General features: G+C 58.8%; 10 protein-coding genes and 2 pseudogenes. 9 read left to right on the top strand and 3 right to left on the bottom strand.

The genetic code is table 11. The features are described from left to right. The 4 genes from MSIL_RS07690 to MSIL_RS07675 all read left to right on the top strand — a co-directional run bounded on the left by MSIL_RS07690 (nucleotide 1) and on the right by MSIL_RS07675 (nucleotide 1,982). Entirely contained in the window at nucleotides 1-792 is a 792-nt protein-coding gene (locus tag MSIL_RS07690) for a peptidylprolyl isomerase (protein ID WP_012590526.1), read from the top strand. A gap of 9 nt (nucleotides 793-801) precedes the next feature. Beyond that, entirely contained in the window at nucleotides 802-1,122 is a 321-nt protein-coding gene (locus tag MSIL_RS07685; RefSeq protein WP_012590525.1) for a hypothetical protein, read from the top strand. Beyond that, complete coding sequence (locus tag MSIL_RS07680; protein WP_012590524.1) at nucleotides 1,115-1,411, top strand: GNAT family N-acetyltransferase; 297 nt, start codon at nucleotides 1,115-1,117, stop codon at nucleotides 1,409-1,411. Before MSIL_RS07685 ends, MSIL_RS07680 begins: the two co-directional genes overlap by 8 nt. A gap of 64 nt (nucleotides 1,412-1,475) precedes the next feature. Then, on the top strand, nucleotides 1,476-1,982 hold the full coding sequence (locus MSIL_RS07675; protein WP_012590523.1) for a DUF6306 domain-containing protein: 507 nt from the start codon (nucleotides 1,476-1,478) through the stop codon (nucleotides 1,980-1,982). A 70-nt stretch (nucleotides 1,983-2,052) separates the two neighbouring features. On the opposite strand, the gene MSIL_RS07670 is transcribed toward MSIL_RS07675, so the two are convergent. Together MSIL_RS07670 and MSIL_RS07660 are read right to left on the bottom strand one after the other, a co-directional pair. Further along, nucleotides 2,053-3,261 (bottom strand): glycosyltransferase, encoded by a 1,209-nt coding sequence (locus MSIL_RS07670; protein WP_012590522.1) that lies wholly within the window; start codon nucleotides 3,259-3,261, stop codon nucleotides 2,053-2,055. 725 nt (nucleotides 3,262-3,986) lie between these two features. Further along, complete coding sequence (locus tag MSIL_RS07660) at nucleotides 3,987-4,736, bottom strand: sulfite exporter TauE/SafE family protein (RefSeq protein WP_012590521.1); 750 nt, start codon at nucleotides 4,734-4,736, stop codon at nucleotides 3,987-3,989. A gap of 216 nt (nucleotides 4,737-4,952) precedes the next feature. On the opposite strand from MSIL_RS07660, the gene MSIL_RS07655 reads away from it, so the two are divergent. Together MSIL_RS07655 and MSIL_RS07650 are read left to right on the top strand one after the other, a co-directional pair. Beyond that, on the top strand, nucleotides 4,953-5,519 hold the full coding sequence (locus MSIL_RS07655) for an isochorismatase family protein (RefSeq protein WP_012590520.1): 567 nt from the start codon (nucleotides 4,953-4,955) through the stop codon (nucleotides 5,517-5,519). Between the two features lie 186 nt (nucleotides 5,520-5,705). Next, on the top strand, nucleotides 5,706-6,812 hold the full coding sequence (locus MSIL_RS07650) for a hypothetical protein (protein WP_148213052.1): 1,107 nt from the start codon (nucleotides 5,706-5,708) through the stop codon (nucleotides 6,810-6,812). Nucleotides 6,813-7,267: 455 nt separating this feature from the next. On the opposite strand, the pseudogene MSIL_RS21025 reads toward MSIL_RS07650, so the two are convergent. Continuing rightward, nucleotides 7,268-8,187 (bottom strand): annotated as a pseudogene (locus MSIL_RS21025) (IS3 family transposase); the annotation flags it as partial. 2,580 nt (nucleotides 8,188-10,767) lie between these two features. Here MSIL_RS21025 and MSIL_RS07635 point away from each other — a divergent pair. From MSIL_RS07635 to MSIL_RS07625, 3 genes and pseudogenes are all read left to right on the top strand, one after another. Then, nucleotides 10,768-11,907 (top strand): annotated as a pseudogene (locus MSIL_RS07635) (IS3 family transposase). 478 nt (nucleotides 11,908-12,385) lie between these two features. Next, on the top strand, nucleotides 12,386-13,051 hold the full coding sequence (locus MSIL_RS07630) for a hypothetical protein (protein WP_148213051.1): 666 nt from the start codon (nucleotides 12,386-12,388) through the stop codon (nucleotides 13,049-13,051). Nucleotides 13,052-13,054: 3 nt separating this feature from the next. Then, complete coding sequence (locus MSIL_RS07625; protein WP_012590515.1) at nucleotides 13,055-16,834, top strand: CHAT domain-containing protein; 3,780 nt, start codon at nucleotides 13,055-13,057, stop codon at nucleotides 16,832-16,834. Nucleotides 16,835-16,925: the final 91 nt, after the last annotated feature.

Raw genomic sequence — 16,925 nt, 5'->3', positions numbered from 1 at the left:
ATGCAGATCGTAACAGTGAATGACATGGCCATTCCCGCCGCCGCCATCGCACGGGAAGCGCAGAACCATGAGGCGGAGTCTCCCGACGCGGCGTGGGAGCAGGCGGCGCGAGCGCTGATCATTCGCGAATTGCTGCTGCAACGCGCGCGAGCGCTCGATCTTGCCGCGGAGCCGCTTGTTCTGGATGGCGCACGGGAAGCCGACGAAGAGGCGATGATCCGCGTCTTGCTGGAGCGCGAGGTCCGCACGCCGACGGCGGATGAGTCGGTCTGCCGCCGCTACTACGATAACCACCGCGCGCGCTTCCAGACCCCGGATCTGTTCGAGCCCGCCCATATCCTGTTCAAGGTCCGGCGCGACGACGCAGCGGCATATGCCAGGGCCATTGAACGGGCAGAGGCCGTGCTAGCAAAACTCGCGGAGCGTCCGGATCGCTTTGGCGACTTCGCGCGCAACCTGTCCGACTGTCCTTCGGGGAAGGAGGGCGGGAGGCTTGGTCAGGTTGCGCTGGGCGACACGACGTCCGAGTTCGAGACTTGCCTGCTCGCGATGGAGGGCGGGCAGATCTGCCCCACGCCCGTGCGCGCGCGCTATGGCGTGCATGTGCTGCGGCTGGAGCGTAAGGCGCCTGGGCAGACGCTGCCGTTCGAAGCTGTCCGCGATCGGATCGCCGCCTATCTGGAAGAGAGCTCGTGGCGTCGCGCCGTTGCGCAATATATTGCGCTGTTGGCGGGACAGGCGCGGGTCATTGGCTTTGATCTTCCTGCCGCCACGTCGCCGCTCGTGCAATAGGAGGCCTTGATGCTGGGCATGATTTTGAGCGGATTGACGGATGCTGCGTCCGCGGAGGACACATTGACGGCTTTCGGTAATCCAGGCCTCGTGGAGCGCGTCCGGCTCGACGCGGCGGCCGAAGGCGTCGCCGTGGGCGCGCGCGTGGCCACGAAAATCCGCCATATGCTTGACCACGCCGGCGAAGACATCTGGCTCGAACTTCTGGGCAGGATGTCGGGTTCGCCGCAACCCGGCGCCGCCGCCTTGGAGGCCATGCTGAGCTACGCATTTCCGGATCTCAACGCGACTCCCGTGAGCGCGGCGCGCAATGAGGCGTCCCATGGTTGAACTCGCCGACAATGGCGCCCTCCATCGCTTCGAGATGCACATGGGCGGCGAGATAGCTTCTATATACTACGTATTGCAGAATAACAGGCTCGTGCTGGTCCACACCGAAGTTCCGCAAGCTCTCGCGGGACGCGGTGTTGGCGCGACGCTCGTCCGCGCGGTCCTCGCCGAGGCTCGCCGCCAGGGACGGCGAATCGTGCCGAGATGCGATTTCATTGCTGCATTCATCCAGCGGAATCCGGAGTACAACGATCTTGTCGCAGAGGCGGATCCGGACGGAGTTCGGTGACCGCCGCGTTCGACAGTATTGACGGAGACCAAAGGCGCAGCAATTTCTGGGGCTATGCAGTGCAATGACCAAGCCAAGCAACGACGACGCCACGATCGAGGTCAGTTCGCCGGCCTGCTCAATGCACGAGGCGGACGACGCCTATATGGGCTTTCTGGGGAAGGACGAGTTGACCGCTTTGCTCAACGAGCTGCTCGAGGCGGAGCGCGCCGCGGGGCGGGTGGCAATTGAGAGCACACACGCGGCTGGCGGCAGCCCGATCACAGAGCTGGCGCGAATGATTCAACGGGATGAAGCGCGCTGGCGGGCCATGTTGATCCAGCACATCGTAGCGCTCGGCGGGACGCCCTCTTCGAAAGTTGGCGCTTTATACGACAAGGCGACGGCTGCCGCGGACCTCGGCGAGCGCATCGCCTTGCTCAATCGTGGCCAGGGCTGGGTGGCGCAAAAGCTGCGCGAGGCGTTGCCGCGGGTGCGGGACGACCGGCTGCGCGCGGACCTTGCCGAAATGCTGCGTTCTCATGAGGACAACACTGCGCTCGCCGACGGTGTAGTGGCGCGCAATTCGTAAACCCGCAAAGCTTGTCCAACGCCGAAACTCATATTCGACGACATCGAACGCCGCTTCTGATATTAAATCTCTACCGGAGGCGCGACGAGCGGTCGATTGCGCCGGTCGCTTCAGCGTTGACCCGCGCCTCGGGCGGCCAGTTCTTTTGGGATATTGACGCCGGGCCTTGCCGGGCGTCGAACCGATTGCTCGCCCAGATGACCTGATGAGTGGTCCAGCCACGCAGCCACGCCGCAAGAGAAAGGCCTTCCCGGCCAAGGAAGGAGAGCGGCGACCAGATTGAAATGTCCCATCCCTTCGCCGCGGCGAAGGCTGTTTCAGCGCAGAACCAGCCAGCGAGCGTGGCGCAAAAAGCAGCCAGGGCCGAATATCCGGCGAGCGGCGATGCGAGCGCCGCCGCACAGGCCGCAGGGAGCGGACTGGCGAGCGGCTCCAACGGGTAGAACAGCACATTGGCTCGCCGGATGACGCTCCAGCGCACCTGGCGGTGAAAGACTTCGCTTAGACGTCGGGGACCAATCTCCTGGGTGATCGTGCGATGGGCGAAAACGGTCTTCAGCCCGAGACGCGCCAGCTCCACCGAGATCGCCGTGTCTTCCGCCAGATTTCCACTGATCGCCGGGACGCCGCCCACTCGGTCGAAATCGCTCCGCCGGAAGAGCATCATCTTCCCGACGCCGAAGCCGAAGCCAAGAACGGACGCGGAGAGGAGAAGCCGCGCATGTGAATTAATCAGGCAGGCTTCGATCTGGCCGGCGAAGGTCTCCGGCCGCACGGCCACCGGGATCCCGACGACAAGACCGACGCCAGGCGCAAGATTCTGCAGAAACGCCGTCATGGTTTGCGGATCGAGGGTTATGTTCGAATCCTTGGTCAGGACGATATCATGCTTCGCCTTGGTGAGCGGCGCGACCAGATTGTTCAGCTTGGGACTCACAGCCACTCGACTATCGGAATGAATAAAGCGGCAGGGACGGGATGGATGCGCTGCGGCGACGCGCCGCGCCACGCGGAGCGCAGGCGACTCGACTTCCGCGGCGCTGATCAGGACTTCGTAATCTGAATGACTTTGAGCGAACATTGAGGCCTGCGCGATCTCGAATCCGGGATCGAGGCTTTTGATTGGCAGGATCGCCGAAACGGGAAGTTGCGCAGCGGCCGTCGCGCGCCGCTTCTGGACGAAAGGCTGCGCCAGACCGCAACACAAAGTGAGCAGAAGCAGCGCGACAGCGAGGCACCACCAGATCGCTCCAGCAGAGCTGATAAAAGTCGCCGCCATAGTCTGATCCTTTTCTGTAATTGCCGGCGGCCGCTGGGCAGGCAAGCGCCACAGCTTCGGCCCGCAGCGTGTTTGGCGGTCCTGGAGCCATCGCTCTTGCCACCGAGGCGGGGTTGAGCCTTTGGCGTTGCGTGGCTGGATGGCATACACCCGCAGGTCGTCTGCCGATCGCCGCTCAAAGGCGTGGGCTCGTGACGCGAAAAACTTTGGCGCCTCATGGCAGGCCCGACTTTGTTCCAGCGCAAAGTCAGCGCGCGGCTCGTTCTCTGATCCGCGCCGACGACGCGCCCGCTTGGGATGGTCTGGGTCGCAGGCCTGGTCCGCGTGTTCTTCGTGGAGGACGGCGCATGCATGATTGTTGCGTCGACGATCATGCCGGGCGAGACCTGCCGCGCGCTAACGTCATGCGCGTTGTGGGCTTCCTCGCCTTCGCGGCCAATGCCGGCGTCGCGTTATTGCTCTATCGTTTTCGCGCCGGCGACGCCAATATGCGGTCGGTTTGGATTTGCTCCCGCAACGATGCCATCGGCAATGTGGCGGTGCTCGCGGCGGCCGCCGGCGTGTTCGGCACAGGCTCCGGCTGGCCTGACTTGATCGTCGCCGGCGTCATGGCCGCGCTCGGCGTGAGTGGCGGATTGCAAATCGTCCGGCACGCTCATCGCGAACTCGGCTCAGACGGCGATCGGGCATCTCACAAGATTCACCAACTCTCGTTAGGGATCGGCTCAAAACAGAATGAGCTTCGCGCCGGAGACAGCGAGCAAAGCGGCGAGGATGTGGCGCAGCGCTTTGTCCGGCAAATATCGGTTGCCGACTGTGGCGCCGATTGCTCCGCCGATCGCCGCCGCGACGAGCCACAGCGGCAGCGCTGGGGGAAGCGCTCTTAACGTCGCATAGGCTCCGGCGAGCGCTGCGATTGAGTTCAGAAGATTATAGGCGGCAGTCACAGCGGCGGCGCGGCGTATCTCGACCCAGTTCATCAACAAGATGACGGGCGCCAGAAAGATGCCGCCGCCCGTTCCGGTCACGCCGGACACGAAGCCGATTACGGCGCCTGTCAGCAGCGACAAGAGGAATGGCGGCGCGGTCGGCGGAAGCTTTCCGGCGTCTCGCTGGGGCGCAGGCCTCGCGAGCTGAAAAGCGGCGAGAAGCAGGAGGACGCCCACAATCGGATAATAGGCATGCCCCGGAAGGTGGATGGCGCCGCCGAGGATCGAAAAGGGAAAGCCGAGTACGCCAAAGGGATAGAAATTCCGCCACCGGAACAGCCCGGCGCGCCAGAATTGCGCCGTTCCGATCAGCGCCACGACGATGTTGAGAGCAAGGGCGGTCGGCTTCATCACGGCGGGGTCAAGGCCCGCCAGTCCCATCACCGCGAGATAGCCCGAAGCGCCCGCCTGACCGACGGAGGCGTAAAGCGTCGCCGTGACCAGGATCAAAACGCCAAGGCCAAGATTTTCGTCAAAGGGAAGCATGCTGTGTTCTAAAGAGAATAGAGAGCTATATATATTTCTATCTAGAGACAGAACGTCTGGATCCGGAAAGTGAAACTATAGATTATGCTGATGTAGAAGCAACAAATCGTTGGTGCTATATCTCCAATGGCATATCTGTAGACGCGTCTTATTCCACTGTTGAAACCGCTATGCCATATACTTCTATTTTCGAATTCATCTGCGCGGAGTTTTTCTATGCCTCTGATGGCTTCGGCCTCGGCCCATCTCCTGGTGATCGACGTTCAAGAGCGGCTCGCGCCAGCGCTGACGGCGGCGTCTTCATTGCTCGCGCGGGTAAAACTGCTTCTGGCCGCGGCGCGCGAATTCGGCCTCCCCGTAACTGTCACCGAGCAATATCCTGCCGGCCTCGGTCGAACCGTCGCCGACGTTGTAGCAACCTTGCCTCCTGACGCGGCAGTCATCGAGAAAACGGCTTTCTCGGCTTTTGCAGCGATCGAGGGGCGGCTCGCCATGCTCGCGGCGTCTGGACGGACCGAACTGATCGTTTGCGGCGCCGAGGCGCATGTCTGCGTGTTGCAAACAGTGATCGACGCGCGGGATCGCGGCGTCAGCGTGATTCTTGCGGCAGATGCGGTTTCCAGCCGCCGATGGATCGACGAAGACATCGCCTTGCGCCGCATGGCCGAGGCCGGCGCAAAGCTCGCCACGACGGAGATGATCGTCTTCGAATGGCTACGCGAAGCTGGAACGCCATCCTTCAAGGCGCTTGCGCCGGCGATCAAAGCGCTGGGGAACTGCTGACGGCGGCTTCCGTGTTGCGGGAGACTTAACGTTGTGGCGCCGCGGCGGCGCTGTTCTCAAGATCCAAAGCCGCCCCGATAGGGCGGCGCGCCTGACCGGTGCGCCGGAACACGGGCGGCGAGGAACGTCAGGCGCATGATCTTCCTCAATCGCGGGACTGTCTCGCGGATCAGGGGGGAAGTCATTATGAGCGGCGCAAGCAGCAGCAACGAAGATATGGTGACCGGCCGGACCAACCGCGCCGAGGGTCGCACCATCCTTTGGGCGGACGTCCCGCCCGATCAATCGAACTTCAACGGCCCGGCCATCATGATCGTCGAGACGGCGCAGTCGCCCGAAGACCCCGACGACTATGACGACGGCCAATCGTTTCAGGCGGCGAACCAGTACGACGGCCTTCGGGCGACGGGGTGGAGCGGCGGCAGCGCCTCGAACTTTGGCGGAACGCCAGGCGGAACGGGCGTCGTCGGCCGCGGCGGCCGCAATCAGGGAACCGGCGTGCAGGGCGTCGGCGGCGGCGTGCCGGAGCCCGGCAACGGCGGCGCGGGCGGCATAGGCGTCCACGGCCTTGGCGGCTCGCAGGCCGACTTCTTCGCCGATCCGACGACGCCTCCGGGCGCGGGCCTCGTCGGCCAAGGCGGCCGTCAATCGGCGCAAGGCAACACCGCGCAACAGCCCCATGCGGCTGGCGTCATCGGCATCGCCGGCGGCACGGGCCGGAGCTTCGACGCCCTTCCCGCCCACACCTTGACGGAAACAGGCGGCGTTGGCGTCTATGGTCAGGGCGCCGAGGCGACCACAGTCATGGTTCCGCCGGTCGACGCGGACGGAAACAGCACGAGCGGCCCCAACGTGCCAAGCGGCCCCGCCGCGGCGGGCCCCGGCGTTCTCGGCCGCGGCGGCGTGGCCGATATGGGGCCGGCGGCGGCCGGAGTCGTCGGCGTCGCGGGCGGCGTGGGCCTTCCAGGGATCGGCGCTTATGCCGACGCGGGCGTTTACGGCGAAGCCGGCGTCGGGCGCGGCGGCGTATTCAAGTCCGGCAAGTCGGCGCAATTGATGCTCGCGCCACGCAAAGCGGGCGTTCGGTTTAATCGCGGCGGCCCGGCGACGCCGCATCCGGTCGCGAATGAGCGCGTCGGCCTGCGCCTGCCAAAGGACGGCAAGGCCGGCGATCTGATCGCGCTGCTCGACGATACCGGCGAATGCGGCCTCTGGTTCTGCGTGCGTGAGGGGAATGGCGCGCCCGCCCAATGGGCCGAAGTGCTGCTCGGCCCGGCGTTCGCAGGAGCCTAAGCGATGGCGCCAGTGGCTAGGGCGGCGCGGTCAATCCATCGCGCGGGTCGGCGCGTCGTTTCTCCTACGCTGGCCTATTGCGCCAACGCAGGTCTCAAACACCCAGCCCGGAGCCGCCGCTTGTGCACGCGGCAATGAATCGAGGATTTTCCCCGACGACCGGGTCGCGAGGTCGTCGCAAATAGCAAAGCCGCCCGAGCGGGCGGCTTTGCTAAAAGCTTCGTAAATCAGGAGCATATGTTTGGTTGCGGGGGCACGAAGCCACCTTTACCGAACTCGATTCTCTGCGAGAGGTGCATCGCTCGGTGGCCCCTTGCCATCCTGACCTTGCCCCCAACTTTTTTCCAGTTTTGAGTTTGCTTTGGCCGTGCGATTTGCCCTGTTAAGCGGCTCAAGCTGGAGCGGCGTGAGCTGGCGGGATTGCGCAGCGCCGACTCACGCCGCGGGAAGCTATGGGCGAACTCGGCGGGCGTCTGCCAGCGGAGATTTGAGTGCGGCCCGTTGACGTTGTAGTCGGCGCGCCAGCTTGACGCGGGCGCTGGCCAATGACGAGAACAGCGTTTCGTTCAGGAACTCGTCACGCAGCCGGCCGTTGAAGCTTTCGATGAAGGCGTTCTGAACGGCTTGCCCGGCGCCATGTAATGCCAGTCGGCGCGCGTCTCGTCGGCCCATCGCAAGACTACGTGACTGGTGAACTCGCCGCCATTGTCGCTGACGACCATCTTCCGTCGGCCGCGCTCGACGATGATGCGATCCAGCTCGCGGGCGACCCGCTGGCCCGACAATGAGACATCCGCCACCAGCACCAGGCATTCGCGCGTGCAATCGTCGACCACTGTCAGGACGCGAAAGCGCCGACCGTCGGTCAACTGATCCGACACAAAATCCAGCGACCAGCGCTGATTGGGCGCGAGCGGGATCATCATTGGCGCTCGCGTCCCGATTGCCCGCTTGCGGCCGCCACGCCGACGGACGCTCAGTTTTTCCTCGAACAGCCGCTTGTGGTTAATGACATGCCCTCCCGGCGCAGCAAAACATGCAGACGTCGATAGCCCAAGCGACGTCGCTCATACGCATTGTCCAGCCGGCTCGCTTCGTAACGAACCGTCATCCGGCAGCTGCCAATGGTCTTGCACGCCCGCCGCTCGCTCATCTCGAAACTGGATCGAAGATGCGCGACCGCCTCTCGCTTCTCGGCGGGCGTTGCCATTTTTTTTTCGAGAAGATCCTTCAACGCGACGGCGTCAGGCAAACCGATCTTGAACAGATCGCGCGCTAGATGCATCGCATCGGCCTCGAGACCGAAAGGACCGATGTAAACTTGCTGATCGACCTCTAATCCCGCCGTCGCGGCCTTTTCCGCATATAACTTGGCAAAGCGGCCGAAGATCTGGTCCTCTTTTTTGTGTTTGATCTTTTCAGCTTTCACCTTTGCGTTCTTGACGGTCTCGCGATACTCCGCGCGCTTAGCCGGATCTTTCTCCGCGTTCAATTTGGCCCGGATGGCGTCACGCAGCAGCCGCTGGCCGTCGGCGTCCTTGGCGTCGACGTCAGGGAGCGGTGGCGGCTCCGGGCGAAACAAGGCCTCTTCGAAAACGTGCTGGGGATCGAACTCGGCAACCAGAACAGGCCGACTGTCCTCGAACTGCCCGTCCTTGGTTTGCACTAGGCGGCAGTCTGCACGCGCCGGTCGGATCACGGGCAGCGGCACAAAGGCAAGCACGAAGTCGAAAAACCGGAAGCGCAGTTTCATCAAGTCGTAGTCGCGCGCGGCGGTGAGCGTGGCGCGCGTCAAATCGATTTCACCGAGGCGCGATCCGGGATTGTGGCCGAGCCAGACGAAACTCGACGGCTTGGCTCGTGGAAACTCGCCCAGCGGTTTCAGCTCGGAGAGCAGTTCACCGTCTTCGAAGATAAGCCGGATGTCGCTGCCACCGTCGGGAAAGGTGAGACTGCTGTAGCTGGTGTCCTGCAGCGCGGTATTCGCCGCGAGCAGCTGCAGGTCAATCGCTAGCCTTCGCAACTGGCGCGCGGTATTCGCCGCCTGCCCTTGGCGCAGATCGTCAACGACCCACAACGTCGTCTGACGCGCCCCACCCCTGTCGCCGCAAGCTGCGCGAAAGAACAGTTCGCGCTCCTTTTTGCGGGCAGCCGCTTCATCCTGTTTCTTACGTGCGGCTGGGTCGTCTTTTACCTTCGCCTGCGTGACTGGCGGCTTGAAGCCGCCGGCAGCGCCCGGTTGCTGGTCGGCGGTCTTCGCAGCTTCATCGGGTGGCAAGGCGGCAAGGGTCAGTCGCCCGATCGGGGTCGGAACCTCCTCCGCGCGCAACGGCATCTTGCCGTCCGGATCCGGTGTCACGCCCGCGCTTCCGAAGATAACGGTACGCAACGATCTGGTTTTGGGCAGCACCGTCTGCGACACCACCACGTCGCTGACCGTCACATCGCCGGCTAGCGTGCCGGATTCGTTCTTGATGGCAATTTTGGTTTGACCCACCGCCAGTCGCGAGACTGTCTGTTCGAGCGCGGGATCCAGCGGCGAAACACCGATACGCACTTCGAATGCGCGCAATTCCTCTGGTCGCTGCAGACTGAGATCGGCGCAGTGACCGACGCCAACGACGACTTTCGATTTGTCAAACCCATCCTGCTGGACGGCACCGCGACCGGCAAGGAAAATGTCGCCAGCAATGCCTTCTCCCGTGATCTCATCGAGATCGGTCCGCCAGCCGAATGAAAAATCCTTCAACAGGGCTTGGCCCCCGAAAACGGAAAAGCTCTTAGGGGACGCCGCTGAAATATTCCATTGCAATTGGCTTTCGAAGGTGACTTCGCATGTCGCCGTCATATGATGCGCACTACGGATGTGATCTCGAAAAATTCGCCGCAGAACTGCGTCGACTCGGCACAAGGGGACATGAGTTTTCAGGCCCTTTGCGGGCGCGGCGACAAACTCTGCAAAGGAAATCCTTGTGACCTCCGAACCGCTCACGGGCTCGCGATCAGTGGGATTCCAGAAGTTGGTGAGAAGCTCGATGAACCAGCAAGCTTGGTCGTCTTTCCTTGAAAATTTGAAAGTAAATTCGGCGGTATGACCACCGAATTTGCAATTATGTATGTTCAAGGTCCTATGGTCATCCGATGCTGGTTTGGTCAAATCGAACCACGCTTTGGGTCCAAATAGTTCTGCATAAATGAACCAACTTGGGTTCCTCTGCTTGTCCTCCTTGGGTGCTACTGCGGCATCGAATATCGGCCGCTCGGCGATTGTCAGCAGACGATCATTCTGCGACAGACTTAATGTGAGTTCGTATTTGACGGGCACCAAGGCCCATGCCTCGGAAGACAAAAGGGTGGGCGATGCAGCTACACCTTGCAGCAAGCCGCGTCGAGTGATCTGGGATCCTGAAGGATCGACTTCAGAAGCTTCCCGGCCCCCACCGGTGTCACCACTATCGTTCACCGCCCCTTCCTTCCGCGAAGCAATAAAATGCGGCTGAGAACGAGTAGTGCCGCCGCCGCCGTAATCGCTGGACGACCGCGCTCGCTCTACTGACTATGGGTCTTTCTTTATGATGAAAATGGTCTAAAAAAATTCTCACTCTTAACATTAATGCGGTAGTGAACAACACGTTAAAGGCGAAGTCAACGAGATTGAGTTGGAGACCGTAATAAAAGCGCAGAAATGGTAGGTGTTCGAAGCGGTGCGGCCGCAGCTCGTTTCCTATGCAGCCCGGTTCGACGGATCTCACGCGGTGCCGGCGTCGGTCTTCAGGAGTAGCCGGGTGCGCTTCGACGACAGCAAATACTCGCTCGCGCGCTCGCCCACCCCAAACATGGCGTCAACCGATCCCATGCACTAACATTCAAACCGATGACCTGCTCCCGCTAAATTAGGCCATTCTGAACTGGAATTTTCCAATTATGATCCCCGACCGGGACCAAGGAGAATTCCATGAAGGCAAGCAAGTTCAAGGAGGCGCAGATCGCCCTCATTTTGAAGCAGGCGGAGGACGGCGTCGCCATCGCCGAGGTCTATCGCAAGGCGGGCATTTCGGATGCGACGTTTTACAACTGGCGCAAGAAATACGCCGGCCTGATGCCATCCGAGATGAAGCGGCTGCGCCAGCTCGAGGAAGAAAACGCCAAGCTGAAGCGGATCGTCGCTGACCTGTCGCTCGACAAGGCCATGCTGCAGGATGTGCTATCAAAAAAGCTGTAAGGCCTGGCCGCAAGCGGGAGCTTGTCGACGCCGTTCGATCGGATTGGAAGGTGTCGGTCAGGCGGGCCTGTTCGGCGCTACGCGTTGGTCGGGCGCTTTACGTCTACAAGTCGAAGCGTGGCGGCCAGGCCGACCTCAAACAGCGGATCAAGGAGATTGCCGAAACGCGTGTGCGCTACGGCTATCGGTGCATTCACGTGCTGCTGCGGCGGGAAGGCTGGGCGGTGAACGCCAAGCGGATCTATCGGCTTTACAAGGATCTTGGCCTGCAATTGCTGAACAAGACGCCGAAGCGGCGCGTGAAGGCCAAACTGCGGGACGACCGATGCGCCGCCATGCAGCACAATGAAACCTGGGCGATGGACTTTGTGCATGACCAACTGGCGACAGGCCGGAAGCTTCGGGTGTTGACTATAGTGGACACGTTTTCCCGGTTCTCTCCGGCTGTCGATCCCCGCTTCTCCTATCGGGGCGAGGATGTCGTCTTGACCCTGGAGCGGATCTGCAGGAGGGTCGGCTATCCGAAGACGATCCGGGTGGATCAGGGCTCCGAATTCATCTCGCGCGAGACCTTGATCTGTGGGCCAATCAAAAAGGCGTCGTGCTCGACTTTTCGCGGCCTGGCAAGCCGACCGACAACGCTTTCATCGAGTCGTTCAACGGCAAGTCCGCGCGGAATGCCTGAATGCCCATTGGTTCATGAGCCTCGAAGACGCCCGGGAGAAAATGGAGGTTTAGCGTAGAGACTATAATGAGGTCAGGCGCTGGCCTAAAAAAGGGGAGCGGTTCAATCTGGCGACAAAAAATCAAAAGAGTGTGACGATTGAGGGGAGCGGCCCGACAGTCGTTTTGATTATAAAACCGCAACTTTAATGTGGTCAAAATGCGAAAACTCAACTTGACCCTTTCTTTGTTCGCCGTGCTCTATTGTAGTAGGGCCTATGCAATCGACGATCGGCCGTTAATACCCGACGGTGATTTCCGGCAGTCGCAGACTCGAACATGTATTTCTTTATGCAAAATCGTGTATAAGCATTGTGTTGCTATTGGCGGCTTGGATAGAAAAGAGTACTGCGAGCCACAATACGTTAAATGCGCGTCTGATTGCTGATGAGATAGAATTGTTTTAGAGTCTTTTTCGGAGAGGTGTCCCGTAATGTTTAAAAGAAGGCTGTATCTAGTGGTGGTGTCGGTCGTAACTCTTTTTCCAAGGGCAGGCCATGCAGATGACCTTAATAAAATATTGCAATCAATACAGGACCGGATAACGACTCACCTTCGTGCGTTGACCCCGGGCCCAATTCCACTCTTTGGCTCCAACTATCACATTGGAGATGCATGGGATCCGACAATGTCCCATTTGTTGTTTGGCGGGGACCGTTGCTTCCCTCGCCTAAAAATTCGATCGTCACCCTATGCGATTCCGTCCTTTCGTTCTAACAATGACGCCTCAGTCGGGTTTTTGTTTAGATTAAAGAAATTATTTGAAATCGGCGCCAGCGGAAAACAGGCCGAAATTGTAGATATAAACTTCGACGACGTTGAAGAGCAAATAGTGTCGGAATATGATTTGAAGACGACCCTGAATCGTACTGAATGTCGGGATCTTGTAAGCGTTGTATCCAGTAAGCCGGTCGGCGATCGCGCGCCAGTCGTAATCGGCCGTCTGTACACGGGGAAACGACGGATATCCTTGAATTATGACGATAGCGCTACCGCAACGGCCCGACTCTCCGAATTTCTGTCCTACACACCAGCTGTAAACGTGACAGGCGCAGTCGGCTTCGGTAAGATTGTATCGATCGCTGATCGGGAGCCCGTGGCTCTGGCCTTTTTGCCCGCATTCGTTCCGGCGAGAACTGCCGGATCGGTTCTTGGAGAGGGCGCCAGTAACTCTCAATCATCGACTTTCGGCTGGGCTCCCCTCGACTTGGCAAAGACGCCGTCGCAGCGAAGTGCGTTGGAGGAGTTGACCACGCAAGTGTTCCAAGACTGGTTGTTAGACGCAGGGAGGTGATAAATGGGGTTCCTCCTATTTTCTCGGCTTTTTGCGGCGCTGGCCATCGCGGCAACCATCTGCATCCACCCGGCCTATTCTGGTCCCACGGTTTCAATGGGGGAGGAGTTTGAGGCAGCTGTACAACGGTCCGATGGATCGCAAGCACATTCGATCGCTGAGCGCGCTCTCCTAGGCGCTAGCGAAAATACAGAGAATGTTCGCTGGATGTTGAACCTCGCCTACGCTAGCCTTATCCAGGATGAAAATGAGATTGCTCAGCAGGAATACAAGAGAGCCTGCCTCGCTGCGACTGTAACTAAGATTAAACCCCTGATTGGCGAATGCCAGACAATGGTAGCGCTGACCGATTTAATTTTAGAGAAACCCGTCTCCCTGCAGACGGTGGAAAGAATCAAAGTTGCGCCGCAATCGAGAGCTGCCTTATTCCGTAATGCAACGCTGGCGTTAATTAAAGGTAGCGACTATACACATGCGTTAGTTTTATTAAGGGAGGCCGCCGCCACGGCAACGCGTGAAAAGACACTAGGCGACCCGCTGAGCGCAAGGCTTATTTCGGAATTGATGGTTCGCAGTGCAGAAGCTGTTATTAGCGACATCGATAATCGTAAGGATTTAAATCCCGATGTGTTTCGAAACGATTTGTTTACCGGGCTTGACCTTGCAAAACAATATAATGCCTTATCTTCTGCCGACCATCTCGAACTTCTCGAGCGGACCCGATTGAACCTTCGCGATGGTGACCCGCGTCAGCTTAGGATCAGCGCGGACATCTTAAGGATCGCGGAGGACGACTATTTGGTCGGAGCGACGAACGCGTTGGCGGCCATAGAGTCAATTTCCTCGGCGGGATACACGGATGATGCCCGGCTTAGCGCCTGGAAATGGCAATTATTCATTGAAAAAAAGTTCGGCCGTGACTCCCCGGAAGCATTAGAAGCATTGGCGCATTTAGCAGGAATGCTAACCCATAGCAGTCGGGGCAATCACGATGATCGCTCAGCGGTGTTGTTATTCCAATTTATAGAGAGGCGAACGAGCGAGAGGGGGACATTTTCCTCTTCGGAAGCTGGACGGCGTCTATTGGATTATATGAAAAACCATCCGCTGCCCCTCAGCGCGGTAGAAGATCCGCCGGACTTGCCGCTGGGCGGCAAACCTTTTGTTAATGAAAGCAAACAGCCCCCGCAAACCGCTCCAGGCCTCATCAAAACACCCTCGGATGACCCGCCGCGGCCGCCCGCGCCCGAAGCTCCCATTGCGACCCAAACGGAGACCGCTAAACCGCCCGTCGCCGAGGGAGCTGGGGCGGCGGCCCCATTGAGCGATGCCGTGGCTGGGGCGCCTGCCGCTCTAGCGGCGTCGAACGTAGACTCTGCACTGCGACTTTTGAACGATGGAAACTCAGCGACCGATTTTCAGCAAGCGATCGATTTGCAGTCTCGGTTGAGAAAGCTCGAACTGGAAAACTCTTTAAACGTTAGGCCACGTATTCGTGAAGAACGCGAGCGGCTTTTAGACGGGGCGGTAGCTCTAATGGAGAAGCGCCAATTGACCGAAAATTGGCGATATCGGTCCCTCATTACCAGCAAAGCAGATCTAGTACGGAGGGCAAATGGATATTCTGAGGCAATAAAATTGATTGATAGAACGCTTGGGAAAATGTTCGCTAATATTCGCAGTAAAGAACCCAGTGACTTCGACCTGTTAAAGCCATACATTGATATCGTCGGTTTTGAATATATCGACCACGATTTTCACACCAGTGATCCGATGGTCGTCCAGACGATTGTAGACAAATCTAATTTGATAATAAACTTTAGCAAACAAAAATACAAACGCAAGGTAGAACTCGTCGACGATGATACAGGTGTGGAGGGATTGGTCTCGCTGTTGATTGACTACGCGACGATGCTAGAGAACATTAAGGAGGCCCAGCAAGCAGGCTCATGCTATAAAGAGGCCCGCCGGCTCGTCGGCGACAGCACGTCTTCATTCAGTTATGAGACCATTTTCGACAGTATCGCCGCTGGGTTGGCTAGGACGTCCAAAGCACCAAAGTCGAGCCAAAACAAACCAACGACTCTCGACAAAGAGTGGCGCGAGTCGCTAAAAAACGATGCGATCACCTATCGGACCAAGATCGCGCGCGCGGAAGATTTTGATAAAGAGCGGCTATCTTCCGATGCAGCCGCGAATTTCGAGGCTCGTGAGGGTGGCGCCGGGTATCGATTGGAATTCGCCAGGGCAGCGTTGAAGTACGGGATCCAGCGATATGAAGCATTGTCGCGACGGGTGATACTCTCGCCATCTCAAATTCTGGTGGAACAGCAGCAATTTCTCAATTCCAGTGTTGATGAGGTTATCGGCGCAGTTCTCGGACAAAAGAGGGAGTTGACGTCACTAGAAAAGGAGGAGTTGTTTGGCGCCATACAGTGGATGGATTCCTCGGCAGCCGGTCGCGCACTGGGTCGTGCGGCTACACGCGCGATTTTAAAGCCCGAATTAGCACCCGAAGCGCGCCTTTATGATAAAGAATATGTTAATTGGAGCAGATTGCAACAAAAGTTGAACGAAAGCGAGTATTCAGGGCATGGCGTCGATAGCGAAGAAGTTGAAGCGCTTAATAAAACCCTCCAGCAAGCCCGCCGCGCTCGGGATAATCTTTTATCTGATAGCGCGTTCGTGAAGGCAACCCAGCTTGGGCAAATAAAACTCAAAGATGTTCAGGAAAAGCTGCACGAGAGTGAGGCCCTTATTAGATTTGTTGAGTTTAAACTTACTATTTATGCGTTTATTGTTACCCGAGGGCGGGTCGATTTTGTTGACTTGGGTTATACGGACGGCCTAGCCGCGGACGTCGACACCTTTGTTGGGCGCGTGGCCGCGAAGGAAAATGCGAACGAGCAGTCGCGCCTTCTGTATTCCCGCTTGTTTTTAAAGATTGATAGATTTCTTTCAGACAAGAAGGAACTGATTATCGTCGCAGATAACTCAGTAGCTAAAATTCCTTTTGCAGCTTTACGGGGCGGGAGATCAGCGTCCGAGGAATATTGGTTGGGCGAGCGCTACGCCATTCGAATGGTGCCATCTTTGTCCGCGTACTATGTGCTGAGGAACCCAAATGGACGCCGGAACTCGGACGTGGGCTTCGTAGGATTCGGTGACCCGCTCGTCACGGGAGTTAATTGCGTTACGTCTGCCTGGAGCGGCGGGGGAGCGGCAAACCCAATATGCCGTGAACCGAGAACTTTGGATATTCTCCAAAGTCTAGGCCGAATTATCTCGGGGCCAGCCCGCATTTATAGTGGTGAAGAATATTCTGTTGAGAACGTTGTTAGACATCTTCCCGACTCGGTCTACGCACTGGCATTTGCGACCCATGCAGTAGGGAGGAATTTTGCTGGCTATCCGGCCTTGGTCGTTCGCGTCGCGCCGGGGATGTCTTTGGAAGAACAGCAGATAGATGCTTCTGCCATCGAAGCATCCGACGTTGGCGCTGACTTAGTCATCCTGGTGGGATGCAACACTGATTCGGCCGATGAAAGCCAGGAGGCATTGTCAGGGCTTGCGCGGGCATTCTTCGAAGCTGGCGCTCGCGGAGTCGTCGTTTCAAGGTGGCAAATTAATCCATATTCCGTGGCGGAACTTTTCAATTCGTTAAGTTCGGTAGAAACGCATTTAACAACAGAGAATTTTCCAGAAGCTTTGAGGCAGGCAATGGCCGCAAACATTGCTAAATCACCGGCGGACTGGGCGATGTTTACCTACGTCGGACGTTAAGCAACTGGGGTTGACCTCCTGCTGACGTTGCCGCCAACTTCTATCCGGCTTTGAGTTTGTTCTGGTAGTTGGTTGACCTTGCCCCCTGAGG

The organism is Methylocella silvestris BL2 (genome assembly GCF_000021745.1).
GTDB classification, from domain to species: domain Bacteria; phylum Pseudomonadota; class Alphaproteobacteria; order Rhizobiales; family Beijerinckiaceae; genus Methylocapsa; species Methylocapsa silvestris.
Note: the sequence above shows the minus strand (reverse complement) of the source record. Positions and strands in the feature narration are given on the sequence as shown.

Excerpts from the sequence above, each read along its gene's own strand:
- MSIL_RS07670 (WP_012590522.1), bottom strand. The coding sequence starts at position 3,261 with ATGGCGGCGACTTTTATCAGCTCTGCTGGAGCGATCTGGTGGTGCCTC.
- MSIL_RS07655 (WP_012590520.1), top strand. The coding sequence starts at position 4,953 with ATGCCTCTGATGGCTTCGGCCTCGGCCCATCTCCTGGTGATCGACGTT.
- MSIL_RS07650 (WP_148213052.1), top strand. The coding sequence starts at position 5,706 with ATGAGCGGCGCAAGCAGCAGCAACGAAGATATGGTGACCGGCCGGACC.
- MSIL_RS07630 (WP_148213051.1), top strand. The coding sequence starts at position 12,386 with ATGTCCCATTTGTTGTTTGGCGGGGACCGTTGCTTCCCTCGCCTAAAA.
- MSIL_RS07690 (WP_012590526.1), top strand. The coding sequence starts at position 1 with ATGCAGATCGTAACAGTGAATGACATGGCCATTCCCGCCGCCGCCATC.
- MSIL_RS07685 (WP_012590525.1), top strand. The coding sequence starts at position 802 with ATGCTGGGCATGATTTTGAGCGGATTGACGGATGCTGCGTCCGCGGAG.
- MSIL_RS07680 (WP_012590524.1), top strand. The coding sequence starts at position 1,115 with ATGGTTGAACTCGCCGACAATGGCGCCCTCCATCGCTTCGAGATGCAC.
- MSIL_RS07675 (WP_012590523.1), top strand. The coding sequence starts at position 1,476 with ATGACCAAGCCAAGCAACGACGACGCCACGATCGAGGTCAGTTCGCCG.
- MSIL_RS07660 (WP_012590521.1), bottom strand. The coding sequence starts at position 4,736 with ATGCTTCCCTTTGACGAAAATCTTGGCCTTGGCGTTTTGATCCTGGTC.
- MSIL_RS07625 (WP_012590515.1), top strand. The coding sequence starts at position 13,055 with ATGGGGTTCCTCCTATTTTCTCGGCTTTTTGCGGCGCTGGCCATCGCG.